The organism is Haloplanus salinarum (genome assembly GCF_024498175.1).
GTDB classification, from domain to species: domain Archaea; phylum Halobacteriota; class Halobacteria; order Halobacteriales; family Haloferacaceae; genus Haloplanus; species Haloplanus salinarum.
On record NZ_CP101823.1, the window covers coordinates 2,384,928 to 2,408,851 of the forward strand.

Annotated in this window: 26 protein-coding genes; 15 read left to right on the top strand and 11 right to left on the bottom strand. The window is 68.1% G+C overall.

Annotated features, from left to right (window positions below):
• Nucleotides 1-5: 5 nt before the first annotated feature.
• On the top strand, nucleotides 6-323 hold the full coding sequence (locus NO364_RS12380) for a DUF7991 family protein (protein WP_257627666.1): 318 nt from the start codon (nucleotides 6-8) through the stop codon (nucleotides 321-323).
• On the opposite strand, the gene tmk is transcribed toward NO364_RS12380, so the two are convergent.
• Nucleotides 320-904 carry a dTMP kinase gene (gene tmk / locus NO364_RS12385; RefSeq protein ID WP_257627667.1) on the bottom strand — a complete coding sequence of 195 codons (585 nt, stop codon included), beginning with the start codon at nucleotides 902-904 and terminating at the stop codon, nucleotides 320-322. The two genes, NO364_RS12380 and tmk, sit on opposite strands and share 4 nt — an antisense overlap.
• 171 nt (nucleotides 905-1,075) lie before the next feature.
• Between tmk and NO364_RS12390 the strand changes: the two genes are divergently transcribed.
• The 4 genes from NO364_RS12390 (at nucleotide 1,076) to cofC (ending at nucleotide 4,699) form a co-directional block, all read left to right on the top strand.
• Nucleotides 1,076-1,963, top strand: a complete 888-nt coding sequence (locus NO364_RS12390) for a complex I NDUFA9 subunit family protein (RefSeq protein ID WP_257627668.1) — start codon at nucleotides 1,076-1,078, stop codon at nucleotides 1,961-1,963.
• 158 nt (nucleotides 1,964-2,121) lie between these two features.
• Nucleotides 2,122-3,309: a tubulin/FtsZ family protein gene (locus tag NO364_RS12395; protein ID WP_199243663.1), complete on the top strand. Its 1,188-nt coding sequence runs from the start codon at nucleotides 2,122-2,124 to the stop codon at nucleotides 3,307-3,309.
• A complete protein-coding gene (locus tag NO364_RS12400; RefSeq protein WP_257627669.1) occupies nucleotides 3,278-4,078 on the top strand; it encodes a hypothetical protein in 801 nt (266 codons plus the stop codon). Before NO364_RS12395 ends, NO364_RS12400 begins: the two co-directional genes overlap by 32 nt.
• Nucleotides 4,079-4,699 carry a 2-phospho-L-lactate guanylyltransferase gene (gene cofC / locus NO364_RS12405; RefSeq protein WP_257627670.1) on the top strand — a complete coding sequence of 207 codons (621 nt, stop codon included), beginning with the start codon at nucleotides 4,079-4,081 and terminating at the stop codon, nucleotides 4,697-4,699.
• A 7-nt stretch (nucleotides 4,700-4,706) separates the two neighbouring features.
• Here the strand turns inward: cofC and NO364_RS12410 are convergent, their stop codons facing one another.
• A complete protein-coding gene (locus NO364_RS12410; protein ID WP_157690536.1) occupies nucleotides 4,707-5,048 on the bottom strand; it encodes a cupin domain-containing protein in 342 nt (113 codons plus the stop codon).
• 83 nt (nucleotides 5,049-5,131) lie between these two features.
• On the opposite strand from NO364_RS12410, the gene NO364_RS12415 reads away from it, so the two are divergent.
• The 4 genes from NO364_RS12415 to NO364_RS12430 all read left to right on the top strand — a co-directional run bounded on the left by NO364_RS12415 (nucleotide 5,132) and on the right by NO364_RS12430 (nucleotide 9,239).
• Complete coding sequence (locus tag NO364_RS12415) at nucleotides 5,132-6,028, top strand: ABC transporter substrate-binding protein (protein ID WP_157690535.1); 897 nt, start codon at nucleotides 5,132-5,134, stop codon at nucleotides 6,026-6,028.
• Nucleotides 6,025-7,017 (top strand): ABC transporter substrate-binding protein, encoded by a 993-nt coding sequence (locus NO364_RS12420; RefSeq protein ID WP_199243662.1) that lies wholly within the window; start codon nucleotides 6,025-6,027, stop codon nucleotides 7,015-7,017. Before NO364_RS12415 ends, NO364_RS12420 begins: the two co-directional genes overlap by 4 nt.
• A 264-nt stretch (nucleotides 7,018-7,281) precedes the next feature.
• Entirely contained in the window at nucleotides 7,282-8,274 is a 993-nt protein-coding gene (locus NO364_RS12425; protein WP_257627671.1) for an ABC transporter substrate-binding protein, read from the top strand.
• Nucleotides 8,271-9,239, top strand: a complete 969-nt coding sequence (locus NO364_RS12430; RefSeq protein WP_257627672.1) for an ABC transporter substrate-binding protein — start codon at nucleotides 8,271-8,273, stop codon at nucleotides 9,237-9,239. The genes NO364_RS12425 and NO364_RS12430 overlap by 4 nt, the downstream gene beginning before the upstream one ends.
• Nucleotides 9,240-9,246: 7 nt before the next feature.
• On the opposite strand, the gene NO364_RS12435 is transcribed toward NO364_RS12430, so the two are convergent.
• Nucleotides 9,247-9,825 (bottom strand): hypothetical protein, encoded by a 579-nt coding sequence (locus NO364_RS12435; protein WP_199243661.1) that lies wholly within the window; start codon nucleotides 9,823-9,825, stop codon nucleotides 9,247-9,249.
• Nucleotides 9,826-9,967: 142 nt separating this feature from the next.
• Here NO364_RS12435 and fdhF point away from each other — a divergent pair, with 142 nt between their 5' ends.
• Nucleotides 9,968-12,094: a formate dehydrogenase subunit alpha gene (gene fdhF, locus NO364_RS12440; RefSeq protein WP_157690532.1), complete on the top strand. Its 2,127-nt coding sequence runs from the start codon at nucleotides 9,968-9,970 to the stop codon at nucleotides 12,092-12,094.
• Here the strand turns inward: fdhF and NO364_RS12445 are convergent.
• The 5 genes from NO364_RS12445 to NO364_RS12465 all read right to left on the bottom strand — a co-directional run bounded on the left by NO364_RS12445 (nucleotide 12,091) and on the right by NO364_RS12465 (nucleotide 17,069).
• Nucleotides 12,091-12,855: a DUF8054 domain-containing protein gene (locus NO364_RS12445; protein WP_257627673.1), complete on the bottom strand. Its 765-nt coding sequence runs from the start codon at nucleotides 12,853-12,855 to the stop codon at nucleotides 12,091-12,093. The two genes, fdhF and NO364_RS12445, sit on opposite strands and share 4 nt — an antisense overlap.
• 48 nt (nucleotides 12,856-12,903) lie before the next feature.
• A complete protein-coding gene (locus tag NO364_RS12450; protein WP_257627674.1) occupies nucleotides 12,904-13,596 on the bottom strand; it encodes a PGF-CTERM sorting domain-containing protein in 693 nt (230 codons plus the stop codon).
• Between the two features lie 120 nt (nucleotides 13,597-13,716).
• Nucleotides 13,717-15,444, bottom strand: coding sequence for a pyrroloquinoline quinone-dependent dehydrogenase (locus NO364_RS12455; RefSeq protein WP_257627675.1), 1,728 nt, complete (start codon nucleotides 15,442-15,444; stop codon nucleotides 13,717-13,719).
• A 3-nt stretch (nucleotides 15,445-15,447) separates the two neighbouring features.
• Nucleotides 15,448-16,344 (bottom strand): hypothetical protein, encoded by an 897-nt coding sequence (locus NO364_RS12460; RefSeq protein WP_199243660.1) that lies wholly within the window; start codon nucleotides 16,342-16,344, stop codon nucleotides 15,448-15,450.
• A 176-nt stretch (nucleotides 16,345-16,520) separates the two neighbouring features.
• Nucleotides 16,521-17,069 (bottom strand): plastocyanin/azurin family copper-binding protein, encoded by a 549-nt coding sequence (locus tag NO364_RS12465; RefSeq protein ID WP_257627676.1) that lies wholly within the window; start codon nucleotides 17,067-17,069, stop codon nucleotides 16,521-16,523.
• 145 nt (nucleotides 17,070-17,214) lie between these two features.
• Here NO364_RS12465 and NO364_RS12470 point away from each other — a divergent pair, with 145 nt between their 5' ends.
• From NO364_RS12470 to NO364_RS12480, 3 genes are read left to right on the top strand one after another with little or no spacing between them, the layout of a single operon-like run.
• The gene (locus NO364_RS12470; RefSeq protein WP_257627677.1) at nucleotides 17,215-18,468 is read left to right on the top strand and encodes an ABC transporter substrate-binding protein; all 1,254 of its coding nucleotides are present in this window, start codon (nucleotides 17,215-17,217) and stop codon (nucleotides 18,466-18,468) included.
• Nucleotides 18,465-19,235, top strand: coding sequence for an ABC transporter ATP-binding protein (locus NO364_RS12475; RefSeq protein ID WP_157690525.1), 771 nt, complete (start codon nucleotides 18,465-18,467; stop codon nucleotides 19,233-19,235). The genes NO364_RS12470 and NO364_RS12475 overlap by 4 nt, the downstream gene beginning before the upstream one ends.
• Nucleotides 19,232-19,987 (top strand): ABC transporter permease, encoded by a 756-nt coding sequence (locus NO364_RS12480; RefSeq protein WP_257627678.1) that lies wholly within the window; start codon nucleotides 19,232-19,234, stop codon nucleotides 19,985-19,987. Before NO364_RS12475 ends, NO364_RS12480 begins: the two co-directional genes overlap by 4 nt.
• Here NO364_RS12480 and NO364_RS12485 read toward each other — a convergent pair.
• The 3 genes from NO364_RS12485 to NO364_RS12495 are packed head-to-tail and all read right to left on the bottom strand — an operon-like array spanning nucleotide 19,984 to nucleotide 22,221.
• Nucleotides 19,984-20,787: an ABC transporter permease gene (locus tag NO364_RS12485; protein ID WP_157690523.1), complete on the bottom strand. Its 804-nt coding sequence runs from the start codon at nucleotides 20,785-20,787 to the stop codon at nucleotides 19,984-19,986. The two genes, NO364_RS12480 and NO364_RS12485, sit on opposite strands and share 4 nt — an antisense overlap.
• Entirely contained in the window at nucleotides 20,787-21,881 is a 1,095-nt protein-coding gene (locus NO364_RS12490) for an ABC transporter substrate-binding protein (RefSeq protein WP_157690522.1), read from the bottom strand. Before NO364_RS12490 ends, NO364_RS12485 begins: the two co-directional genes overlap by 1 nt.
• A 49-nt stretch (nucleotides 21,882-21,930) precedes the next feature.
• Nucleotides 21,931-22,221: an amphi-Trp domain-containing protein gene (locus tag NO364_RS12495; RefSeq protein WP_157690521.1), complete on the bottom strand. Its 291-nt coding sequence runs from the start codon at nucleotides 22,219-22,221 to the stop codon at nucleotides 21,931-21,933.
• Between the two features lie 56 nt (nucleotides 22,222-22,277).
• Here NO364_RS12495 and NO364_RS12500 point away from each other — a divergent pair, with 56 nt between their 5' ends.
• Complete coding sequence (locus NO364_RS12500; RefSeq protein WP_257627679.1) at nucleotides 22,278-22,571, top strand: ArsR/SmtB family transcription factor; 294 nt, start codon at nucleotides 22,278-22,280, stop codon at nucleotides 22,569-22,571.
• Between the two features lie 112 nt (nucleotides 22,572-22,683).
• Nucleotides 22,684-23,922 carry a sodium:calcium antiporter gene (locus NO364_RS12505; RefSeq protein ID WP_257627680.1) on the top strand — a complete coding sequence of 413 codons (1,239 nt, stop codon included), beginning with the start codon at nucleotides 22,684-22,686 and terminating at the stop codon, nucleotides 23,920-23,922.
• The last annotated feature ends 2 nt before the right edge of the window (nucleotides 23,923-23,924 follow it).

Consider the following 23,924-nt stretch of genomic DNA (forward strand, 5'->3'; position numbering starts at 1 on the left):
CCGCCATGGCGACGCTTCTGGATTTCGCCCTGATGGGCGCCGTCTTCGTGGGTAACACCCTCGTCGCGGCGGTCATGACCCGCTTTTTCCGCATCCAACTTCGCACCCGGTGGGGGCCGGTCGTGTACACGGCCCTGCTGGTGCCGGTCGCACTCGTGATCACGACCATCGTCGCGTTCAGCCTCGGCGTCGGCGTCGATCTCGGGAGCGCGGGGGCCGTGATCGGCCTGATGGTCGGCCTCCCGACGATCCTCGGTGCGACCATCGACGTGCTGTACGTGCCCGCGCCCGACGAGTACGAACTGCCCGACACGACAGGCTAGTCGACCAGCCGGTCGACGGCGGCCGTCACGTCGTCCAGGACGGCCGCCTGCGGCCGGTCGGCGTCGATGCGGACGAACCGCTCGGGGTCCGCGTCGAGCAGTCGCTCGTAGCCGTCGCGGACCTTTCGGAGGTGGGCGACCCGTTCGAACTTGTTCGTCCGGCCGCTGCGCTCGGCGGCCGTCTCGGGGTCGACGTCGAGGTAGAGCGTCGCGTCCGGCCGACGGGAGACGGGGTCGTGGATCGAGCGCACGTACGCGAAGGGGTCGGGAATCGACGAGTCGGCGAGCGTCGCCGCCTGGTAGGCCACCCGCGAATCCGAGTAGCGATCGGAGACGACGAGCGAGCCGTCGGCGAGCGCGGGGCGGATCACCCGGTCGAGGTGGTCGGCGTGGTCGGCCATATAGAGGAAGAGTTCGGCCAGCGGATCGGCGTCGTCGTCGTCGATGGAGCGGGCGACGACCTCCCCGTACCAGGAGTCGGTCGGTTCGCGCGTGAACACGGCCTCGGGGTGACGGTCGCGGAGCGCCCGCCAGGCCGTCGTCTTGCCGCTCCCGTCGAGTCCCTCCAGCGTGATGAGCATACCCGTGCTACCGGAGCGAGGGTGGTTAACGGTCGGGGTCCGTCGCGGCGTCCGTCGCCCATCGTATTCCGTCGTTGATATGACCGAAGATCGCGGCGCGGTGGCGATGTGCGCCGTGCGAACGGTTCACAGCGCGTTAGCTTTAGGTCGATTCGCGGATATGTATCGGCTATGAAGATTCTTGTAACCGGCGGGACCGGGTTCGTGGGCCGACACCTGTGTCGCGAGTTGAAATCGCGGGGCCACTCAGTGACGGCGCTCGCGCGACGGCCGAGCGAGGGCGAGTTGCCCGGCGGCGTCGAGAAGGCGATGGGGGACGTCACCGCGTACGATTCGCTGGTCGAACCCATGGAGGGGATGGACGCGGTCGTCAATCTGGTCGCGCTCTCGCCGCTGTTCAAGCCCTCCGGGGGCGACGAGATGCACGACCGCGTCCATCGCCAGGGGACCGAGAACGTCGTGCGCGCGGCCGAGGAGACGGGCGTCGAGAAGATCCTACAGATGAGCGCGCTCGGCGCGGACCCGAACGGCGCGACGGCGTACATCCGTGCCAAGGGCGCCGCGGAGGAGATCGTCAAGTCGTCGTCGCTGCGCTACGTCATCTTCCGGCCGTCGGTGATCTTCGGTGACGGCGGTGAGTTCGTCCCCTTCACGAAGAAGCTCGCCCCGCCGTATTTCACCCCCCTGCCGGGCGGCGGGAAGACGCGTTTCCAGCCCGTCTGGATCGGTGACCTCGCGCCCATCCTCGCGGACGGGCTCGAGGACGAAGCCTACGACGGCGGCATCTACGAGATCGGCGGTCCGGAGCGACTCACGCTCGCCGAGGTCGCGCGGACTGTCCACGGGAGCGAAGGCCGATCCGCGACGGTGATCCCCGTCCCGATGGGCCTGGCCAAGATCGGCCTGTCGGTGCTCGGATCGCTCCCCGGCGCGCCGATGGGCGCCGACCAGTACCGCTCGCTCCAGTTCGACAACACGACCGATCACAACGACGTGGAGGCGTTCGACGTGAGCGAGAGCGACCTGCGGACCCTCGGGGACTACCTCGCGGATCGCTGACGGACGGCAGACGCACGTCGGACGGCGGCCGGTCGCCGAGGACACCGCCGCTGTCTGGCGATCCGACGCGTCGAACCGTCGGGTGACGGACCGCTCGCCCACAAGGTTTATGTCCGCAATACACCTGCGTTATTCCCAATGAAGAGGGGTCTGAAACGATGAAACTGGCCATGATCGGTTTCGGGCAGGCCGGCGGCAAGATCGTCGATAAGTTCCTCGAGTACGATCAGCGGACGGGGAGCGAGATCGTCCGGGCGGCGGTCGCGGTCAACACGGCCAAGGCCGACCTGATGGGGCTCGAACACATTCCCCAGGACCAGCGCGTGCTCATCGGCCAGTCCCGCGTGAAGGGACACGGCGTGGGCGCGGACAACGAACTCGGCGCGGAGATCGCCGAGGAGGACATCGGCGAGGTACAGGGGGCCATCGACGGCATCCCGGTCCACGAGGTCGACGCCTTTCTCGTCGTCGCCGGTCTCGGGGGCGGCACCGGGAGTGGTGGCGCGCCGGTCCTCGCGAAACACCTCAAGCGCATCTACACGGAACCCGTCTACGGTCTCGGTATCCTCCCCGGGAGCGACGAAGGGGGGATCTACACGCTCAACGCCGCCCGCTCCTTCCAGACGCTCGTCAACGAGGTCGACAACCTGCTCGTGTTCGACAACGACGCCTGGCGGAAGACGGGCGAGTCCGTCCAGAGCGGCTACGACGAGATCAACGACGAGATCGTCCGCCGGTTCGGCATCCTGTTCGGCGCGGGCGAGGTCAAGCAAGGCCAGGAGGTCGCGGAGTCCGTCGTCGACAGTTCCGAGATCATCAACACCCTCTCGGGCGGCGGCGTCTCGACCGTCGGCTACGCCTCGGAGACGGTCGAGCGCAAGGGGAACTCGGGCGGACTCCTCTCGAAACTCACCGGCAACGACGAATCGATCGAGGACCAACTCGACTCGGCGAACACAACCAACCGCATCACGAGCCTCGTCCGCAAGGCGGCGCTCGGCCGCCTGACCCTCCCCTGTGAGATCGACGGGACGGAGCGTGCCCTCCTCGTGATGGCCGGGCCCTCGGCGTACCTCAACCGGAAAGGCATCGAACGCGGGCGGAAGTGGCTCGAAGAGCAGACCGGGAGCATGGAGGTCCGCGGCGGCGACTACCCCGTCAACGACAGCGACTTCGTCGCCTCGGCCATCCTGCTGTCCGGGGTCACGAACGTCCCCCGCATCAAGGAGCTCCAGCAGGTCGCCATCGAGGCACAGGACAACATCAGCGAAATCCGCGAAGAGAGCGAAGCCAATCTCCAGAATCTAGTCGAAGATGACGAGGACGAACTCGAATCGCTCTTCTAGGGTCGTCCTCGCCACACTCGTCGTTCTGCTCGCCGCGACCGTTCCGGCGGCGGCAGTGTCCGTCACTGGCGAGGACGTCCCCGAGGAGGCACAGGTCGGTACGCAGGTCTCGGCGACCGTCACGCTCGACGAACTGTACCAGAACCCGGAGAGCGAACGGTGGCAGCTGTCGGGGTCGACCGAACTGACCGACGTCTCGTGGACGGTCGTGTTCTACGATCAGACCGGCTCGCAGGTCGACCTCGTCGAACCCACCGGCCAGTCGTTCGCCGGGGTCGACATCGCCGCGGAGACCGGTACGGCCGAAGTCGAGGTGCGTGTCACCGGCACGGTCCCCGAGGTGGCTTCGTACAGCTACGACCCGGCCCAGGAGTTCCAGCTGATGGAGGTGACCCGCGGCCAGCAGGGCGGCGCCAGCAACACGGTCGATAGCTGGACGACTCATCACTACACCGAGCGGAGCGCCGCGGCCCGGGAGGCCATCGACGAGGCGGGGGCCGCCATCGAAACGGCGCGGTCGAACGGCGCCACCCCCTCGGACGCCCAGGCCAACTACGAGGACGCCGTCGCCGCCTACGAGGACGGCAGCTTCGACGTGGCGACCAACCTCGCAAACCGGGCGACAGAGCAGGCGAACCAGGCCCAGCAGTCCCGGCAGACTCGGCAGTTGATCATCTACGCCGTCGCGGGACTGCTCGTCCTCGGTCTGCTGGTCGGGGGCGTCGTCTACTGGCGCTCCCAGCAGGGTCCCGAGGACCCGCTCGGCTGAATGCGGTTTCTCGTTCCGTTCGAGGCGACCCGGCCCAAGACGCGACTGGACCCGGTGCTCGACGCCGACGAACGGGCGGCCTTCGCGCGGGCGATGCTCCGCGACGTCCTCGACGCGCTCCGCACCGCCGGCCACGACCCGACGGTCGTCGCGACGCGGGCGCTCGACGAGGGCGACGTCCCGGTCGCGGTCGACGAGCGTCCGCTCTCGGCGGCGGTGAACGCCCGACTCGGCGAGAGCCTGCCGGTCGGGGTCCTCGTCGCCGACCTCGGTCTGGTGACGCCGGCGGCGGTGGGGTCGCTGGTCGACGCGGGCCGCGACGCCGACGTGGCCGTGGCTCCCGGGCGCGGCGGCGGAACGAACGGGCTCGTCGTCTCCCACCCCGACTTCCGGGTCGACTTCCACGGCGTCTCCGTGCGCGATCACCTGACCGCCGCGCGGGACGTGGGCGCCACGACCCGGGTCGTCGACTCGATGCGGCTGGCGACGGACGTCGACGAACCGGCGGACCTGGTGGAGGTGTTGCTCCACGGCGACGGCGAGGCGGCGGCGTGGCTCCGGGCGGCGGGGTTCACGCTCGACGCGGGCGACGGACGGGTCGGGATCGACCGAACGGCCTGACGGCCGATCAGGACTGCTTCCAGTCGGGCTCCGAGCGGGGCGGCGAGAGGACGCCGATACCGACCGCGGGTTCGTCGCCCCGGTTTTCGGCGCCGTGGAGTTCGTCGCTGGTGAAGAGATACGAGTCGCCCGGGCGGAGCGTCACCTCCTCGTCCTCGGTGATCGCCGTGAGTGTCCCCCGAATCATGTAGCCGATCTGTTCGTTGTCGTGTCGATGCACGGGAAGCGTCGCGCCCGGTTCGACCCGCCAGTGTTTCATCGACGCGCGCTCCCCCGACGCGAGGTCCGCGAGGTACACGCCGTCGGCGACCTCGTCGCCGTCGGCCGTCTCGTCGCTGATGCGCCTCATTGATTCCTATCACGGGGATATGATCGGTTAGTAATAAAGGTTCCTGAGGAACTTTTATATGGGTACGGTCGTACCGTGCGGGTATGCCAGGCGACGACACGATCAGAGTGTTCCACCTCCCGTTCTCGTTCATGCTGCCACAGCGCGTCGCGGCCGACCGCGGCTACTTCGCCGAGGAAGGACTGGACGTCGAGTTGATCGAACGGGACCGGACCTGCGTGACGAACAAGTATATCCCGGCCGAGGAGACGCTGACCGGCGACAACGACGTCGACCTCTACCCCATCTGTAAGTGGGAGAGCCTCAAGCGGACCTGGGAGTTCGACGACGGACGAATCGTCGCCAAAGGGACCTTCGCCGACCAGCCCTACGCCGTGTTCGTGCGCCCCGACTCCGACATCGAAGCGCCCGCCGACCTGGCGAACACGCCCGTCGGCGTCAATCGCCGGACGGGGCAGGAGTACACCGCGATCCGGGCGCTCGAGGAACACATGGACGAGGACGAGGTGGTGATCGAGGGCCACGGGATGCCGACCGACCGCCTGCGCGCGCTCCGCGACGGCGACGTCGAGGCCGTCACCCTGCTCGATCCCCACATTACCCTCGCCGAACACCTCGGCTTCGAGAAGGTCCTGGAGTTCGAGAACCACATGGGCGTCGTCGGCGCAGACGGCCTGGAAGGCGAGACCCTCGACGCCTTCATGGCCGCCTACCGGCGGGCGGTCGAGACCATCAACGCCGACCCGTCGGCCTACCGCGACCGGTACCTCGACATGCTCTGGAAGGACAGCGAGGTGGCCCCGGACCTCTTCGAGGACGTGGATACCGAGGCCGTCCGCGAGTCGATCGAGGTGCCGGAGTACGAGGTGCCGGAACTCGCCGACCGCGAGGATCTGGACTACCACCTGTCGTGGATGAAGCAACGGCAGTTGATCGACGACGACGCCGACATCGACGCCATCGTCTCCCCGGTACGGTGAGCCGCCGTCACATCGACGTCCAGCGGGCGGCGTTCGACGAACACGGCGACGACCCCGGGGACCTGCCGACGATGCGTGCCCGGTTCGAACACAACGGCAGCCCTCGGTATCTCCTCTATACGATCAAGCGGTTCGGCCTCGACCGTGACTACGGCTTCCACCTCGACGTCGAACTCGTCTCGGACGACCTCGAAAGCGGGATGGAGACGATCCGGGAGCGGTTGGACGGGGGCGGGACCGACCTGGTCGACACCGACTTCATCTCGGTGGCACGGGAGCGGGCGGCGGGCGCGAACGTCGTCGCCGTCCACCCCTACGGCCGGACCGTGGGCGGCCTGGTCGCCCCCGAGGACACCGACCTCGGGGGGATCGAGGACCTGTCGGGCCACCGGATCGGCGTCACCCGGCGGCTGGACAAGAACTGGATCCTGACGCGGGCGGCCTGCCGCGAGTTCCACGGCTTCGACCCCGACGAGACGACCACGCTCGTCGAGGCCGGATCGCGGGACGGGCTGACGCGGATGATCCGCGAGGGCGAGGTCGACGCCGGGTTCCAGTTCTGGCCGCTCGTGCCCGAACTCACCCGCACGGGACCGTACACCGAGGTCCAGTCCGTGTCGGCCCTAGTCCAGCGGCTCTCCGGAACCGAGCGGAAACTCCCGGTCGCGACCTTCGTCACCGGCGAGTCGTACCTGGACGAACGGCGGGAGACGGTACGGGCGTTCGCCGCGGCCTCCCGCGACGCCGTCGACCGCCTCGTCGCGGACGACGGCCTCTGGGTCGAGATCGGCGACCGACTGATGGCCGACGACGATCCCGCGGTCGTCCGGGCGGTCCGCGACGGTTGGCGGGGGATGGTCGTCCGCGACTGGGACGAAGGGACCGTCGAGGGGATGTGCCGGCTGTTCGATCACCTGGAGGCCGTCGCGGGATCCGAGGCGCTCGGCGTCGAGGCGATCCCCGCGGGTACCTTCGAGCCCGACCCCTGAGACGGATTATCGTAACTGTGTAGGTGGGTCGCCAGGACGGTCCGGCGACCCACCGGTACGGACGTACAATAGACGGTGTGGGTCCGCCCCGGGCCGTCGGTGGAACTCATAAACCTTTCCGAGGAAATTTTATCAGGATACGGTCGTACTTGCGGGTATGCCGATCCACCAGACGCGCGTGCCACGCCGCCGTGAACCGACACGTCCCGGCGTCGGACGTCCCGACGACGAGTCGCCACGGACCGCACCGCCCGCGGGTCGACGATGACCCGGAGCCACGTCGACACACAGCAGGCCGCCCTCGACGAGTACCACGACGATCCGGGGGATCTACCGACGATGCGCGCCCGGTTCGAACACAACGGCAGTCCGCGCTACCTGCTGTATACGATCAAGCGGTTCGGCTTCGACCGCGACCACGGCTTCCACCTCGACGTCGAACTCGTCTCCGACGCCTTGGAGGACGGCATCGAGACGGTCGAGGCCCAGCTACAGGAGGGGCACGCCGACCTCATCGACATCGACTACATCTCGATCGCCCGGGAGCGGGCGGCGGGCGCCGACATCGTCGCCTTCCACCCCTACGGCCGGACCGTGGGGGGGCTGGTCGCCCCCGAGGACTCCGACATCGAGGGGCTGACGGACCTGTCGGGCCACCGGATCGGCGTCGTTCGTCGCCTCGACAAGAACTGGATCCTGACGCGGGCGGCCTGCCGCGAGTTCCACGACTTCGACCCGGACGAGACGGCTACGCCCGTCGAGGCCGGCTCGAAGGTCGAACTGACGCGGATGATCCGCGAGGGCGAGGTCGACGCCGGGTTCCAGTTCTGGCAGATCGTCCCGGAGATCACCGAAACGGGACCGTTCGAGAACGTCCTGCCCGTCTCGGAGCTGGTCCAGCGCCTCTCGGAGACGGAGAACAAACTTCCCATCGCCGCCTTCCTCACGAGCGGTGACTACCTCGACGAGCAACGCGGGACCGTGCGGGCGTTCGCGGACGCCTACCGGGACGCGGTCGACAAACTCGTCGAGAACGACGAGATCTGGGAGGAGATCAGCACGAAGCTGATGACCTACGACGACCCCGACGTGATGCGTGCGGTGCGTGACGGCTGGCGCGACATGGTCGTCCGCGACTGGGACGAGGAGAGCGTCGAGGGGATGTATCGGCTGTTCGACCACCTCAAGGCCGTCGCGGGTGCGGACGCGCTCGGCGTCGAGGAGATCCCCGAAGGAACCTTCGAGACCGATCCATGACCGAGACAGTCACCTTCCAGCTGAACTGGGAACCGAACGGCTTTCAGGCACCGTACTTCCTCGCGCGCCGTGAGGGCTTCTTCGCGGACGAGGGGCTCGACGTGGAGTTCGTCGAGGGGCACGGCTCGCCGTTCGCCGCCGAACAGACCGCCAAGGGGCGGAGCGATCTGGGCCTCGCCGGCGGGAGCGCCGTCCTCTCGGTGCGAAGCCAGGGGCTCGATCCGCTAGCTGTCGCCGCCGTGAGCCAGAAGACTCCCGCGACGATATACAGCCTCCGGGACACCTTCGGCGAACCCTTCACCGAACCCGAACAGCTCCGGGGACGGACGGTCGCGCCCTCGGCGACGAAAACCCGCATCCTGACGCTCCAGTTGCTCGAGGACCGGGGGATCCGGGACGACGTCGGGGTCCACGACGTCCAGAAACACACCCACCACCGCGTCGAACACCAGCTGCTCGACGGCGACGTCGACGCCGCGGTGGGCGTGGTCACCAACGGCAGGGAACTCGAACGCGAGTACGACCGGACGGCCGACGAACTCCTCATCGGCGACTACCTCGACGTCTACGGCATGACGGTCGTCGCCAACCCCGAGTTCGCCGAGTCGAACCCCGAGACGGTGCGGTCGTTCCTCCGGGCGACCGCGCGGGGCTGGGAGGCGGCGACGAACGACCCCGAACGGGCCGTCGAGGCCCTGATCGATCGGAACGCACAGCTAGAGCACAACCGCGAGGTCGAGCACATGAAGTTCCTGGCCTCCGCCGAGGATCTGCAGTTCACCGAGTTCGTCCGCGAGGCGGGCTGGGGACACTTCGACGAACGGCGCTGGGAGAACCTGGCCGAGATGCTGGCAGAGACCGACCTGCTCGAATCGTCGGTCGACCCCGCGGCGGCGTGGACGAACGAGTTCGTCGACGACGCGGACCCGGTGATCGCCGACTACGCCGAGCGGATCGGTCGGTGAGGGGCGATCAGGCACCGAGACGCCAGAGGGCGCGGTACACCGTCCACGGGTCGCGGTCGACCCGGTCGGCCACCCCCGTCACCGCGTCGAGATACCGCCAGTAGTCCGCGGGCGCGAACGACGGCGGCGGGGAGTCCGGGAGTTCCCGCACGTCGTAGAGCGCTTCCCACTCCCGGTCGCCGACGGCGACGTACGCCTCCGGATGGAGGAACGCGAGGAACGCCGAGGCGACGGCGACGTCGACACCGGTTAACGACGTCAACCGATCCAGCTTTCGCTCGCGGTCAGCCGCCGCGGCCGCGTCGGTGATGGCCTCGACCATCGCCTCGTAGTCGTTGTCGAGGAATCGCTCCTCGGCGGCCCGCCGGTCGGCGTCGGGGATGGCGCGGCGCCGGTAGTACCACTGGACGACCCATTCGGCGTCGCGCCGCCCGAAATCGCCGTCCGCCAACGTCGCCGGCAGGGTCTCGACGTGTTCGCGTTCGACCAGGTTGAACGGTTCCTCCCGCTCGTAGGCCGCCGTCAGGTCGTCGACCGTCGCCGCGGTGAGGGCGTCGTCGGCGTCAGCGGCGTCGTGGTCGCTCATACGGTATCGTACGCCTCCGAACGGGTGAACGTTTCCGTTTGCCAAGATATCCGCGCGTGCCGACGCGAACCGCCGCTTGAGCGACGTTTGCACGGTACTGGATGACAACATTGATGTTCGACCGTCCGGATTTTTACGTACGATGTCATCCGAATCAAGCGGCGAATCGGACGGGCCGACCAAGACGATCTGTCCGTACTGCGGAGTGGGATGCGGGATCCAGATCGCACAGGACGACGACGGCGAAGTGACGTTTCGTCCGTGGGGCGACGCCCCCGTCAACGAGGGAAGTATCTGTATCAAGGGTGGCGCGGCCACCCAGTCGGTCAACCACGAGGATCGGCTGACGGATCCGCTGATCCGGGGCGACGACGGCGAGTTCCACGAGGCCACGTGGGAGGAGGCCTACGACCTAGTCGTCGAGAACATGGAGCGCATCCGCGACGACTACAGCCCGCAGGCGATGGGCTTCTACGGCTGTTCGAAGGCCATGAACGAGGAGAACTACCTCATCCAGAAGCTCGCCCGGCGCTACGGCACCAACAGCGTCGACACGTGTACGCGGATGTGTCACTCCTCGACGGTGTACGCGCTCAAGAACAGCCTCGGCGAGGGCGCGATGACGAACAGCATGGCCGACCTGGAGGAGGCGGCCGACGTGTTCTGGATCCAGGGTGCCAACCCCGGCGAACAGCACCCCATCGCCAACAGCCAGTACTTCCGGCAGGCAGTGCTGGAGGGCGCGACCGTCATCCAGGTCGACCCCCACGCCAACAAGACGACGCGGTCGTTCGAGATCACCGAGACCGACCGCCACATGCACCTCCAGCTGGAGCCGGGCACGGACATCCCGCTGCTCAACGTCGTCCTCAAGACGGTCCTGGAGAACGACTGGGTCGACGAGGAGTTCGTCGCCGAGCGCACGGAGGGCTTCGAGGATCTGAAGGAGACCCTCGAGGACTTCGACAAGGAAGCGGCCGCCGAGGAGTGTGGCGTCCCCCTGGAGGATATCGAACGCGCCGCCGAGAAGTACGCGATGGCGAACAACGCGGCCATCTTCACCGGCATGGGGATGAGCCAGCACACCTGTGGCGTCGACAACGTCCAAAACGAGATCAACCTCGCGCTGGTCACCGGCAACCTCGGCCGCCCCGGCACGGGCGTCAACCCGCTCCGCGGACAGAACAACGTCCAGGGCGCCTCCGACGTGGGCGCGATGCCGAACGTCCTGCCCGGCTACCGGGACGTGTCCGACCCCGAGGTCCGCGCGGACGTCGAGGAGGTCTGGGACTTCGAGATCCCGTCCGAACCCGGGCTGACGAACGTCGAGGTGTCCCACGAGATCGGCAACACGATCCAGGGGCTCTACATCATGGGCGAGAACCCCGTGATGAGCGAACCCGACACCAACGAGGTCGAGAAGCGCTTAGAGGAACTCGACTTCATGGTGGTCCAGGACATCTACAAGACCGAAACCGCCGAGTACGCCGACGTGATCCTGCCCGCCACCTCGTGGGCGGAGCGCGACGGCACCGTCGTCAACACGGACCGCCGTACCCAGCGGATGCGCGGCGTCGACAAGGTCCACCCGAACACGAAAGACGACCTCGAGATCCTGTGTGACGTGGGCAACCGCCTGTTCGGCGACGGCTCCTTCGAGTTCGAGGGGCCCGAGGAAGTGTTCGAGGAACTCCGTCAGGTCGCGCCCATCTTCCACGGGATGACCTACGACCGCCTGGGCGAGGAGGGCATCCACTGGCCCTGCTACGAACCCGGCGACGAAGGTGACGACTACCTCTACGGGGACGGCTTCACGACCGAGAGCGGGCGCGGACGGATCGAGGGCGTCCGCCACCAGCCGCCCAAGGAGGTGCCCGACGAGGAGTACCCGCTGATCCTCACCACCGGCCGGATCATCGAACATTACAACACGGGGACGATGAGCCGTCGGTCCGACACGCTCAACCGCGTCGAACCGGAGAACTTCGTCGACGTCCACCCGAACGACGCCGAGGAGTACGGGATCGAGGACGGCGACTACGTGACGCTCAAATCCCGGCGCGGCGAGATCGAAGTCGAGGCCCGCGTCACCGACGACATCAAGGAGGGCACGGTCTGGACCACGCCCCACTTCGCCGACGCGGCGGGCAACCGCCTCACCAACGACGTGCTCGACGAGCGCGCGAAGATTCCCGAGTACAAGGCCGCTGCCGCGGAGATCGAAGTCACCGTCGAACCGGACGCGTCCGACGCGCCGGCCGACGACTAACGCTCCCCGAGGTCCTCGATCAGCCGGACGTCACAGTCCAGGCAGGTCGCCATCAGGACCCGTTCGGACTCCGTACAGCAGGTTTCGACCGTCTCGGTCTCCTCCTCGTCGAGGTCACCGCCACAGCGCGGACAGTAGGTCAGAAGCTTCCGGAGGTCACGGAGCGTCGCGACCCGTTCGTCGGGGGAGAGGGCCTCCCACGCCTCGCCGCCACGCGCGTCGAGGACGGCCGCGGCCGCGGCGTCGGCGAGGAGCGCCGACTCCGAGAGCCACCGTCTGAGGCCGCCGTCGACGACGTAGGCCACGTCGCCCGACACGCTCGATGCCGTCTCGACGCCGAGCACCGTCGCCACGTCATCGTCCGAGACGCCCGCGTCGCGCATCCGCTCGATCCGGTCGTCCCACGCGTCGGCGAAGGAGTCGATCAGGCGCCCGCCCTCGGCCGTCGCGCGGACGGCCACGCCCTCGACTGGCACGAGCGTCTCGCGGAGTTCGAGCTCCTTCCCGAACAGTTCGAGCAGCCACGGCGGGAAATAGCGCATCGTCAGCGTGGGCGTGCCGGGGACGAGGTATCCCCGGAAGTAGACGGCCCCGAGGCCGACGAGGAGAACGGCGAGGCCGGCGGGCGGACCGAGCGGAACGGTCGCGGCCGCGGCGGCCACGACCGTGAGACACACGTTCACGACGGTACACGGGAGACACCGGTTCTCACCCGTATACTCCGGACGGCGTAGCCGGTCTCCGACCGAGCGAATACTCATCACTCCCCGTTGGCGGTACGTCTCGAAAAAAGCTACGTGCGAAGTCGACTACTCGTCGCTACTGCGCCGGAGTGCGCCGTACGCGCCCGCGCCGATGGCGGTCAGGGCCGCACCGACGCCGAAGCCGGGGCCGCCGCCGGAGGTTTCTTCGCCGTCACCGCCGTCTCCACCGTCGCCGCCGTCTCCACCGTCGCCACCGTCTCCACCGTCGCCGCCGTCGCCGCCGTCCATGTCGCCGCCGTCTCCACCGTCGCTACCGCCGTCACCGCCGTCCATATCGCCGCCGTCGCCGCCGTCGCTACCGCCGTCGCCGCCGTCCATGTCGCCACCGCCGGCGACGTCGAACTCGCCGCCCTCGCCCATGTGTTCCTCACAGAAGTACTCCGCGAGGTTGGATCGGGCCTGGAACTGGATCGTTCGGCTCTGTCCCGTCTCGAACACGTACTCGCCCCGGCGCACGACGCCGTCGGAGGTCGTGACCACGAGGTTGTGTCGCGCGGGCAGCCCCTCGCTCTCGGGGTTGTAGCTGTTCGTCCACTGGATGGCGTAGTTCTGGCCCGCCTCCACTTCCAGCGTCGGGTTGGCCTCGCCCTCGATGCCGGAGGGAGCACGGCCGACGAACCCTTCCTGGGTCAGTTCGAGTTCGAAGGTCTCTGACTGAGCCGTTGCCGAACCCACGGCACCGGCTAATCCCGCCGTCGTTGCTGCAGCGCCGATCAGGAACGTTCTTCGCGTCGCCATATCCGTCCCGTGTATCCCACATCAAATAAAATTACGGGATATTAACCGTGAGTTTCAGGTTCACAGTAGCTAAATCCGGCGCCTCAGGCCGTGAAAAAACGGAGAAGTCGGTCGGTGTCGCTACTCGCTGAGGCCGAAGACGGCGACGGTGGAGCCACGGCGACCGCCGTGGAGCCAGCCGGAGCCGCCGACCTGGACCGCGACGTACTGCTTGCCCTCGCCGGGGTCGTACCAGCTGGACAGCGACGAGCAGATCGGCGCGCCGAGTTGGAACTGCCAGAGCCGGTCGCCGTTCTCGCCGTCGTAGGCGATGATGTTGCCGTTCTGGGTGCCGGTGAACGTCAGGCCGGTCGCGGTCGTGATGGAGCCACCCCAGAGGTAGTCGCTCGTGGTGTCCGAGGAGATCCAGTCACGCCAGACGCGCTCGCCGGTCGCCGGATCGACGGCGACGACGGCGCTCAGGTTGCCGTTCCAGTCGTCCGGCTCGTCGACGTCGGGCCAGTCGTTGAGGCCGCCGCCCCAGTAGGTCTGCCCCGCCTCGTACTGGGCCTCTTTCCAGAAGATCTCGTGGGGAGAGTTGTTCTGGTTCATGTACATCAGCCCAGTCTCGGGGTTGTACGACGGCGGCTGCCAGTCGTTGCCACCGTGTGCGCCCGGCACGAAGGCGACCCGCCGGTCCTCGTCGGCGTGCGGGACCATCTTCCACATGTTGATGTGCTGGGTCGTCTCCTGGGACCGCTCGAGGAGCTGCCCGTTCTCGGCGTCCATGGTGTAGACCCAGGCGGTCTTGCCGGGGCTGAGGACGACGTCGCGCGTCTCGCCGTCGCCCATCTCCATGTCGTTGACACGGATCTTGGTCGCCGAGGAGTCGTAGTCCCAGACGTCGTGGGGGGACTCGCCGTAGTGCCACTGGACGGAGCCGTCGGTGGCGTCCAGGGTCAGGGTGCCGATGGTGTAGCGGTTCGGACCGGGACGGACCGTACCGTCGAAGTCCGGACCGGGGTTGCCCACCGGCGCGTGGAGCATCCCGGTGTCGGGATCGAGCGTCGGCGTCATCCAGACGGTGCCGGCGCCGTGTTCGTGGGAGTCGCCGGCCCACTCCTCGGCGGGCGTCGTATTCGTGCGCCACATCTCGTCGCCGCTCTCGGGGTCGAGGGCCGCGACGAAGCCGCTGACGCCGTACTCGCCGCCGGCCGAGCCGGTGATGACCTGACCGTCGTAGACGATGGGCGCCCACGTCGCGGAGTACCCGATCTCGTGGTCGCCGGTCGAGGTGTACCACGCCTCTTCGCCGGTGTAGCGGTCGAGCGCCACGATCCCGGAGTCGAGGGTGGTCATGAACACCTTGTCGCCGTGGACGGCGAACCCGCGGTTGTTCGCGTCACAGCAGAGAAGCAGCCCCTGCGGGTTGGCGTACGTGTAACTCCACAGCGTCTCGCCGGTCCGGGCGTTGATCGCCTTCGCGTGGTTCGGCCCGTTGGTCTGGTACATGACCGGCGGATCGCCGGGCACGACGATCGGGACACCCTCCATGCTGGAGGCGACGCCGCTCTGGACCAGATACTCGAGTTCCAGATCCTCGACGTTGTCCGGCGTGATCACGTCCGCCGACGTGTGGCGCTGCTGCTGATAGCCGCCGCCGTACATCAGCCAGGATTCGGGGTCCTCCTTCGCGGAGGCCGTCAGGTCTTCCTGGGTGACGTCGCGCTGGGGGATCTGGTCGATGTCGAACTGCTGCGTGATCGACTCGTCGGGGAGGTTGGTCAGCGTATAGCCGTCCTCGACCTCCACCATCTCGATGTTCTGTGCCGCCTGTACCGCCTTGTCGTGTTCGTGAATGCTAGCCATGCGTTACGCACCTCCCGTGCGTGGGGCGCGCATTTCGTCCGTGATGCGCATCACGTCGTTGGTCAGGTCCTCCTGGCCGACGATCATCATGGCCGCGCCCGCCGAGAGCGCGGCGGTGAGCTGTGCGTCGCCGAGTTCCTGACTGCCCGCGAGGTCCTCGGCGGCGTTGGCCAGCAGATGCAGTCCGGCGTACATCTGCTTGAGGTCTCCGTAGTTGTTGTCGAGGATGGTGTCGGTCAGGAGTACCTCGTTCTGCCAGAGGTACGTATCCAGGTAATCCGTCCACAACAGGACGCCGGCAGCCGCTCGCTGGTGGAGCGGGGCGACGTTCTCGGGGTCGAACCCTTCGACGCCGGCGGGGATGTTCTTCGTGGGCACCCACATCGCCAGGCGTTCCTTGTTGTTGACGACGTTGACCATCGTCGAGGTCAGTTCGGACTCGGTGTAGCCGAGTTCGAGCAGTGCGGAGGCCAGGACGGGCGTGTCGATGAACTCCCGAGCGGTCGCCCCGATGTGCTCGGGGGTGAACTCGGGGAGGTGCTCCTCGACGCTCCCGAAGAAGCCGACTTCCACGAGATGCTCGTGGATGGCCCACCCGGGCTCGGCGAGCTCCTGATAGGCCGTACTGTCCTCGGCCGGGACGCCCATGGCCCGCAGCTCGTCCAGCTGGGCGATCTGTTCTTCCAGGGCCGCGAGTTCGCTACCGAGCAGACCCGCGTCGAGTTCGCCCGTCAGGTCGTCGCTGATGGCCTCCCCCATAGCGGCGAGTTCCCCCGCCGTCTCCCCTTCTACTTCTCCCCTGAGGTCGCTCAGGGTGAACTCACTACCTGCTGCCACTGCGCCGGTCAACCCGACGACCTTGAGGAACTGCCGTCGATCCTCCTGGTCGATCTGGGGCATTCCGTCTGTTACATATTGCGACATGCCATACCACTCCGTACGTAGGGAAGGAATTGTCTATATTTAACTTTGTGATATATTTCATTATTTAGGACGTAAATTAAAGTAAATGACCGACGATCGTATCTAGGAGGTGTCACGAGCGCGAGAACGGAGGGCGACTCGCCGTTGTCGGATTACCGGTCGCGGACCGTGAGGTTGCCGACCATCCCCGAGGACACGTGGGGGACACAGACGTAGGTGTACTGGCCGGTAACCTCGAACGTGTGCCGGTAAGTCGTCCCGGCCTCGTTGAGCGAGAGGTGGTTGATGTCGTCGCCGGAGATGTCGTAGCTCGCGAACGGCTCCGCACCCTCCGGAAGCTCCACCTGGCTCGCGGCGTCCGGGTGACCCGAGACGTTGTGGCCGCCGGAGTCGAAGACGAACTCGACGGTATCGCCCTGCGAGACGGCGGTCGTCTCCGGTTCGAACTGGAGACTGCCGCCGGGACCCACGGTGATCGTCGCGTCCGCCTCGCCGGCCGGCGTGGACGTCGCCGTGGCCGTCGCCGTCGCCGTCGCCGTCGGCTCCGGGGTGTCGGTCGCCGTCGCCGTCGCTTCGTCGCCACCGTCGCCACCGTCGCCGCCGTTGCCGCCGCATCCGGCGAGGCCGGCGAGCACGGCGCCGCTGAACGTGGCTGCGAATTTCCGTCGCGACAGGAACTCCTTCGACTGCTTTGAGACCATCGAGTCGAACTTCGGTTTTGATCTATTAAACCTGATGAAGTCCCGCCAGGGACTCCCACGCACGCGGAGGAACGTGTACGATCCGTGACTCGATCGCCGAGCGTTCGCCTGCAGTTTATATATGGACCGGACCGAATGGGGGGACGTGCGAGTTCGAGAGTTTCCGGTCCTCGGCGACGAGGACGAACGAGCGGTCGAGGCGTTCGCCGCGGGGCTCGACCGCGAGGCGGCGCGCGTCCTCGCCTACCTGGTCGGCCGCGAGGAGTCCGACCGCTTCTCCGGCGAGGCGGCGTCCCGACTGGCCGTCCGCGTGGGCGTCGACCTGGGCCGTGACCGCGTCTCGGACGTGCTCGCGACCCTCACCGACCACGGCCTGATCACCGAGACGACCGTCCGGAGCGAGGCGCCGGGGCGACCGCCCAAGGGGTGGCGGGCCGACGGCGGCTTCGATCGGACGGTCGCCCGCGTGCGCGCCTGCCACTCCGAGGCGCTGCTCGACCGGGCCGCGACGGTCGCCGCGACCCTCGGCGACGATGTCGACGTCGACGCCGACGCCCGGACCGACGATGGGAGCCCCGTCGAGGTTGGCCTGAACTGGGATCCGAACGGGCTTCACGCCCCACTGTTCGCGGGGACGTACGAGGCAGACGTGAGCTTCGACGGACGTCGCGGCTCCGCCGCCGCGCTGTCGGCCGTCGCCGACGGCGACGTGGACGTGGGGCTCACCGGTGCGGCCACCTTCCTGCGCGCTCACGCGGACGGGAGCGACGTGGTCCCGCTGGCACTCTACTACCAGCGGGCGATGGTCGTCCTCTACACCACTCGCGAGACGTTCGGTGCCCCGCTCCGGAGCGTCGAGGACGTCCGCGGTCGGCGGGTCGCCATGCCCGCCGGCTCCGAGACCGGTGCGCTCGGGCGCCTCTTCCTGTCGCAGGCCGGCGTCGTCGACGACGTGACCGTCGTCCGCGCCGAGGGCGAAGAGCGCGAGGCGCTCCTCGACGGCGACGCCGACGTCGCGACCGGCGTGTTCACCGACCCGCTGGAGTTGGCGGCCGACGGCCACGACGTCGACTCGGTGCTCGTCGCCGAGCACTTCCCGGTCCCGGGCCCCGCCTTCGTGGTTCGTCGGGAGACGCTCCGGGACCGCCCCGGGGCGCTTCGGGCGTTCCTCGAGGGCTCGATGGACGGGTGGAGCACCGCACGGACCGATCCCGCGGCGGCGGTCGAGGCCGTCGGCGACCGGAGCGACGAACCGGCCGCGGCCGAGCGGCGCAAACTCACGCAGGCGCTCGATCGCTTCGCAGGCAGCGACGCCGTCGAAAAGAACGGCTGGGGGTGGCACTCGGGGGAGACGTGGCAGCGCCTCCGGATCGCCCTCGATCAGGCCGACGCACTATGATCCACGCCGAGAACCTGTCGGTCAGTTACGGTGACCTGCGCGCGCTCGCCGACGTCGACCTCGACGTCGCCGACGGCGAGTTCGTCACCGTCGTCGGCCCCTCCGGCTGTGGCAAGACCACGCTGTTGCGGACCATCGGCGGGCTGGAGGAGCCGACGACCGGCGAGGTCACCGTCGACGGCGACCCGCCGGCGGTCGCACAGTCGGCGGCCCGCCTCGGGTTCGTCTTTCAGGAACACACGCTCCTCCCCTGGAAGACGGCCATCGAGAACGTCACCTTCCTCCGGCGGATGGCGGGGAAGGATGCCGACTCGGCGGGGGCGCGGGACCTCCTCGCGACGACCGGCCTCGACGGCTTCGAGGACGCCCGTCCGTCCGAACTCTCGGGCGGCATGAAACAGCGGGTCGCCATCGCCCGCGCCATCCACCTCGGCGCCGACGTGTTGCTCATGGACGAGCCGTTCGGCGAACTCGACGAAATCACCCGCGACGAGATGAGCGTCGAGATCCTCCGCCTCTGGCGCGAGAACCGCAAGACCGTCGTGTTCGTCACCCACAGCGTTCCCGAAGCGGTGTTCCTCGGCGACCGCTGCCTCGTGGTCGCGGCCGACACCGAGGGCGATCCGACCGCCGACGGGGCGCCCGGGCGTGTGGTCGCCGAGTTCGACGTCGACCTCCCGCGCCCCCGCGACGAGTCGGTCTTCGGATCGGAGGCCTTCGGGGCGCAGGTCGCCCGGGTCCGCGGGGCGCTCCACGGCGACACATGAGCGTCGCCGACCGCGTGCCGGCCCCCGACGCGACGTTGCCGGTCGCGGGGTTGGTCGCCGCCGTCGCCTGCTGGTGGGCGATCACCGTCGCCTTCGCCGTCCCGGCCTTCCTGTTGCCGTCGCCGACCGCCGTCCTCGCCCGCCTGGTCGGCAATCCCGGCTTGTATCTGACCCACGCCGTCGAGACGCTCCGGAAGATCCTCGTCGGCGGCGCCGCCGGCGTCCTCGCCGGCTTCACGCTCGCCGTCGTGGTCTCGGCGGTCCCCCTGCTCAGACGGGCGCTCTACCCCTACCTCGTCGCCGCCCGCGTCCTCCCGAAGATCGCCGTCGCCCCCATTTTCCTCATCTACTTCGGGGTCGGCTTCGAAACGGCCGTCCTCTTCGTCGCCCTCGTCGTCTTCTTCCCCGTCGTGGTCGGGACCGCCGCCGGCCTGTCGCGGACGCCCGAGGCACACCTCGACTTGCTCCGCTCCGTGGACGCCGACCCCCTCCGGACCTTCCTTTCGGTCCGTCTCCCACACGCCCTCCCGGACGTGTTCGCGGGGCTGAAACAGTCGGTGACGCTCTCGGTCGTCGGCGCCGTCGTCGCCGAGTGGATCCTCTCGAACGACGGACTGGGCGCGCTGATCCTGGCCGCCTCCGAGAACGTGCAGGCGGACGTGATGCTCGCGGCGCTCGCGGTCCTCCTGCCGATCGGGCTGGGGCTCTACGGCGGCGTGACGCTCTGTCAGCGCGCGGTGACCTGGAACTAGCCCCAGTCCAGCCGCCGTTCGACCGCCGCGGGGACGAGATAGAAGACGAGACCGAGGAGCGTGAGCGTCCCGAGGGCGGCGAAGGTGGTGCTGGTCTGCAGGAACTCCGCGGTGTGAAAGAGTCGGTAGCCAAGCCCGGACTGCAGGGTGAGAAACTCCGCGACGACGGTCCCGACGACCGACAGCGCCGCCGCGAGTTTCACGCCCGCGAAGACGCTCGGGGCGGCCGCCGGGATCCGGACCCGAAGGAAGGTCCGGACCGGCGGCGCCCGGACCGATCGGGCGAGGTCGGTGTACTCCCGGGGAACCGACCGAAGGCCGTCGACCGACGCGATGGCGACCGGAAACACCGTCATCGTCGTGACGAGCGTCGCCCGCGAGAGGACGCCGTCGCCGATCCAGAGGAAGAGGAGGGGCGCGATGGCGACGAGCGGGGCGATCCGCAGCGCGATCAGGTAGGGGTGGAGGACCGCCGACGCGGCCCGCGACCCGACCATCGCGAAGGCGAGGGTGAGGCCGACGACGACCCCGCCGGCCAGTCCGAGGGCCGCGGTCAGCGCCGTCACCCCCGCCGCCGCGAGCAGGGTCCCGCGGGCGACGAGAAACGCCGTCGCGACGTCCGTCGGTCCGGGGAGGACGACGGTCGGCACACCCGTCGCCGTCACGAACCACTGCCAGCAGGCGATGACGACGACGAACACCGCGGTCGGCGGCCAGACGTGACCGAGGACGGTCCGGACGGCGCCGCCGCTCGCCGTGGGGGCGTCGACCGACGGGAGACGCCGGTCGGAGGTCGCCATCAGACTTGGTCCGCGTACGAGCCGACGAACTCGTCGTCGGTGTCGAGGTAGTCGTTGGTCCAGACGGCGTTCGGGTCGACCTCACCACCGAGGGCGTCGGCGTCCGCCAGGGCGTCGTGGACGACGCGCCAGGGTTCGGCCTCGCTCCAGCCCCAGCCGTGCTCCCTGACGGCGTCGCCGAGCATGAAGTCCCGAGCCATGGTCTCCCACTTGCGTCGCTGCTGCTCGCGGGACTCCGCGAGGACCCCGTTGGCCTCGACGAGCAGGTCGGTCGCCTCGGCCGGCCGCCGCTGGGCCCACGCGGCGCCGCGGGCGGTCGCCCGCAGGAAGGCCCGGACCGCCTCGCCGTTCGCGTCCGCCCACTCCCGGTTCACCGCGACGACGTGCCCGTAGGAGGGGATGGTGTCGCCGACGGGGAGGCTATCGACCGTATACCCCTGGGCCTCGGCGCTGATGGCGTCGCCGAAGACGCCGCCTGCGGCGTCGATTTCGCCGGCGAGGAGCTGCTGGACGGTGTCGTATCCGGTGTCGACCATCTCGACGTCCTCGCGGACGCCCGCCTCCTCCAGGAGCAGCGACGTGAGCATCCGCACCATCCCGGGGCCGGTGCCGACCGTCTTGCCGGCGAGCCCCTCGACGTCGCTCAGCTCCCCGCCGAAGGTCTCGCGGGTGGAGAACACCACCGCCGGGCTCTTCTGCATCACGACCCCGACCGACAGCGGCGAGAGGTCGCGGCTGTTGACGTTCAACACCTGGTCGCCGCTGGTGACCGCGAAGTCGACGTTGCCGAGGCCGACCTGCTTCGCCGAGAAGGTCGACCCCTCGCCCGTCTCGATGGCCGAGAGCGTCAGCCCCTCCTCCTCGTAGAAGCCCCGTGCCTTCGCGGTGAAGTAGGGGACGTGCAGGCCGCTCGGCTTCCAGTTGAGCAGCAGCGACGATTCACCCGGAATCGGCGTTCCCGTGGCGGTTCCGGTCGGTGTCGCCGTTCCGTCGTCGGCGCCGCCGCCGGTCCCGCCGAGACAGCCCGCGAGTCCCGTCGCTCCCGTCGCCCCCGCCGCGACGAGAAACGACCGCCTCGTCGGAGTCCGTTGCATGCGCGGCTATCAGGACACGGGTGGGATAAAAATTCCGGAGGAATGTTTATCAGTTGACTCCGATCTTGTCCTCGGGCGGCGACCACTCGAACTCCAACTCCAGTTCCAGTTGGCGGTGGGTCTCGCCGACGAACTCGACTTCCACCTCGATGGGTTCGTCGAACTCGAAGGGAATCTCCCACTCGTCGGTCGAGATGGTGAGTCGTGGCTCCGATTCGATCTGATCGGCGAGGTCACGCAGGAACGCCGCCGTGGACTCCCGGGAGAGGCGAACCTCCCGCTCGAAGTAGCCGTCGGAGACGGTTCGTGGCCCGTCGTTCGCGTCCGGCAGGTCGGCCATGGGGAAGCTATAGAGGAGAGGGGTAAAATAGTGTGCGTCCCAAGGGCCGACGATCGATGTCCCTGTTCGACGTTCTCGGCAGCAAGGCGCGCCTGCAGATCATCCGGGAGTTGGCCACGGAGCCACGGTACGTCTCAGAACTCGCCGATCGGGTGGGGATGGACGGCAAGACGGCTGTCCACCACCTCTCGACGCTCGAAGAAGCGGGTATCGTCGAGAGCTACCGGACCAGCCGACGGAAGTACTACCGGCTGACCAAGCGCATCGAACTCCGGGCGTCGCCCGAACCGGACCCCATGTTCCTCCTCCACGCCGACGACGTCGAGGAGGCCGAATCGTCGTCGGACTGACGCTACCATCCGGCGAATCCGCCGCATGTATAATAATTCAACGTACACCGATACCCGCGTACCAACCTACATAATAGTCCACTCCTTTCGACGCCCTATGGTTCGAACGCGGATGGTTGTCGGTATCGTGTTGATACTGTCGCTGCTCGTCGCCTCGCCGGCGGCACCCGCGATCGCGGACGACCTCGGCGTGGGCGCGAACGGCCCCGTCGACCTCGTCGGTGCTCAAGAAGAGGGTGAGGAGGCGGGCGAGGAAGGCGAAGAGGGTGAAGAAGAAGAGGGCGGCATCGAGGGGGCCATCGAAGGCTTCATCGAGGCCCAAGGGACCATCGGGGCAGCCATCATACTCCTCGGTGGTATCCTCTTACTGACCGCTTCGACCGAGAAGCTGATCAGCTACCTCGCCCGCGCGTCGATCAACATGAAGATGTCGCTGTTCGCGCTCGCCATCGTCTTCACCGGCTTCGAGTTCGACGACACGATCCTCGCACTCGTGCTCTCGGGCGGCGGTCTGGAGGAAGCCGCGCTGGGGACGGCGCTCGGGACGGGACTGGCGATCATCGGTATCACGCTCGCGCTCGCGGCGATCATCAAGCCGTTCCCGGTCGATCTGCCGACCGACTACGTCGTCATCTTCGCGCTCTCGCCGCTGATCCTCGTTCCCTTCGCCCTGCTCGGAACGCTGACGTTCGTCCACGGGCTGGTCCTGACGGCCTTCTTCGTGTTCGCCTTCGGCTACTTCATCGTGCGGGAGCGCCAGCGTGAGATTCCGGTGTTCCGTGACACGGAACTCGGGAAGGACCTGCAGCCGGACGGCGGCGTTGCCCGTCCCCAGTCGATGGACGAGATCCCGGAGGACCGCATCCTCGGCGACCTGGCCGACTCCGGACTCGTGTGGATCGTCCTCTCGATCGTCGCGCTCGTCGGCATCGTCTTCGCCGCCATGTTGCTCGAAGGCGGCTCCGAAGTCGTCATCGAGGGGTTCGGCATCTCGGAGACGGTCTTCGGCGCGACCTTCCTCACTCTCCTCCTTACCGGGGAGGACCTCCTGCTCACCATCGAACCGGTCCGCCGGGGCTTCCCCGAGATCGGCGTCGGCAACGTCATCGGGAGCGTCCTGTTCTCGGTTACGGGGAACATCGGCGTCATCATGTTCCTCAGCGAGGTGGCCATCTCGCCGTCCGTGCTGACCTTCCACCTCCCGGCGATGATCATCGTCACCGCGCTAGCCGCGTACTTCTTCTACCGAGGGGAGATGAAGCGCTGGCACGGCTACCTGCTCGGCGGCCTCTACGTCGCCTACTGGGTGATCGCGCTCGTCGTGTTCAGCGGGGTGCCGATCGGGGAGTGAGC

What these genes read in the sequence shown, in the direction of transcription:
- NO364_RS12390 (WP_257627668.1), top strand. Translation starts at nt 1,076, where the DNA reads ATGAAGATTCTTGTAACCGGCGGGACCGGGTTCGTGGGCCGACACCTG.
- NO364_RS12465 (WP_257627676.1), bottom strand. Translation starts at nt 17,069, where the DNA reads ATGGTCTCAAAGCAGTCGAAGGAGTTCCTGTCGCGACGGAAATTCGCA.
- NO364_RS12490 (WP_157690522.1), bottom strand. Translation starts at nt 21,881, where the DNA reads ATGCAACGGACTCCGACGAGGCGGTCGTTTCTCGTCGCGGCGGGGGCG.
- tmk (WP_257627667.1), bottom strand. Translation starts at nt 904, where the DNA reads ATGCTCATCACGCTGGAGGGACTCGACGGGAGCGGCAAGACGACGGCC.
- NO364_RS12415 (WP_157690535.1), top strand. Translation starts at nt 5,132, where the DNA reads ATGCCAGGCGACGACACGATCAGAGTGTTCCACCTCCCGTTCTCGTTC.
- NO364_RS12450 (WP_257627674.1), bottom strand. Translation starts at nt 13,596, where the DNA reads ATGGCGACGCGAAGAACGTTCCTGATCGGCGCTGCAGCAACGACGGCG.
- NO364_RS12480 (WP_257627678.1), top strand. Translation starts at nt 19,232, where the DNA reads ATGAGCGTCGCCGACCGCGTGCCGGCCCCCGACGCGACGTTGCCGGTC.
- NO364_RS12430 (WP_257627672.1), top strand. Translation starts at nt 8,271, where the DNA reads ATGACCGAGACAGTCACCTTCCAGCTGAACTGGGAACCGAACGGCTTT.
- NO364_RS12460 (WP_199243660.1), bottom strand. Translation starts at nt 16,344, where the DNA reads ATGCCCCAGATCGACCAGGAGGATCGACGGCAGTTCCTCAAGGTCGTC.
- NO364_RS12400 (WP_257627669.1), top strand. Translation starts at nt 3,278, where the DNA reads ATGACGAGGACGAACTCGAATCGCTCTTCTAGGGTCGTCCTCGCCACA.
- NO364_RS12485 (WP_157690523.1), bottom strand. Translation starts at nt 20,787, where the DNA reads ATGGCGACCTCCGACCGGCGTCTCCCGTCGGTCGACGCCCCCACGGCG.
- NO364_RS12500 (WP_257627679.1), top strand. Translation starts at nt 22,278, where the DNA reads ATGTCCCTGTTCGACGTTCTCGGCAGCAAGGCGCGCCTGCAGATCATC.
- NO364_RS12435 (WP_199243661.1), bottom strand. Translation starts at nt 9,825, where the DNA reads ATGAGCGACCACGACGCCGCTGACGCCGACGACGCCCTCACCGCGGCG.
- NO364_RS12395 (WP_199243663.1), top strand. Translation starts at nt 2,122, where the DNA reads ATGAAACTGGCCATGATCGGTTTCGGGCAGGCCGGCGGCAAGATCGTC.
- NO364_RS12410 (WP_157690536.1), bottom strand. Translation starts at nt 5,048, where the DNA reads ATGAGGCGCATCAGCGACGAGACGGCCGACGGCGACGAGGTCGCCGAC.
- NO364_RS12505 (WP_257627680.1), top strand. Translation starts at nt 22,684, where the DNA reads ATGGTTGTCGGTATCGTGTTGATACTGTCGCTGCTCGTCGCCTCGCCG.
- NO364_RS12495 (WP_157690521.1), bottom strand. Translation starts at nt 22,221, where the DNA reads ATGGCCGACCTGCCGGACGCGAACGACGGGCCACGAACCGTCTCCGAC.
- NO364_RS12425 (WP_257627671.1), top strand. Translation starts at nt 7,282, where the DNA reads ATGACCCGGAGCCACGTCGACACACAGCAGGCCGCCCTCGACGAGTAC.
- fdhF (WP_157690532.1), top strand. Translation starts at nt 9,968, where the DNA reads ATGTCATCCGAATCAAGCGGCGAATCGGACGGGCCGACCAAGACGATC.
- NO364_RS12475 (WP_157690525.1), top strand. Translation starts at nt 18,465, where the DNA reads ATGATCCACGCCGAGAACCTGTCGGTCAGTTACGGTGACCTGCGCGCG.
- cofC (WP_257627670.1), top strand. Translation starts at nt 4,079, where the DNA reads ATGCGGTTTCTCGTTCCGTTCGAGGCGACCCGGCCCAAGACGCGACTG.
- NO364_RS12380 (WP_257627666.1), top strand. Translation starts at nt 6, where the DNA reads ATGGCGACGCTTCTGGATTTCGCCCTGATGGGCGCCGTCTTCGTGGGT.
- NO364_RS12455 (WP_257627675.1), bottom strand. Translation starts at nt 15,444, where the DNA reads ATGGCTAGCATTCACGAACACGACAAGGCGGTACAGGCGGCACAGAAC.
- NO364_RS12445 (WP_257627673.1), bottom strand. Translation starts at nt 12,855, where the DNA reads ATGAGTATTCGCTCGGTCGGAGACCGGCTACGCCGTCCGGAGTATACG.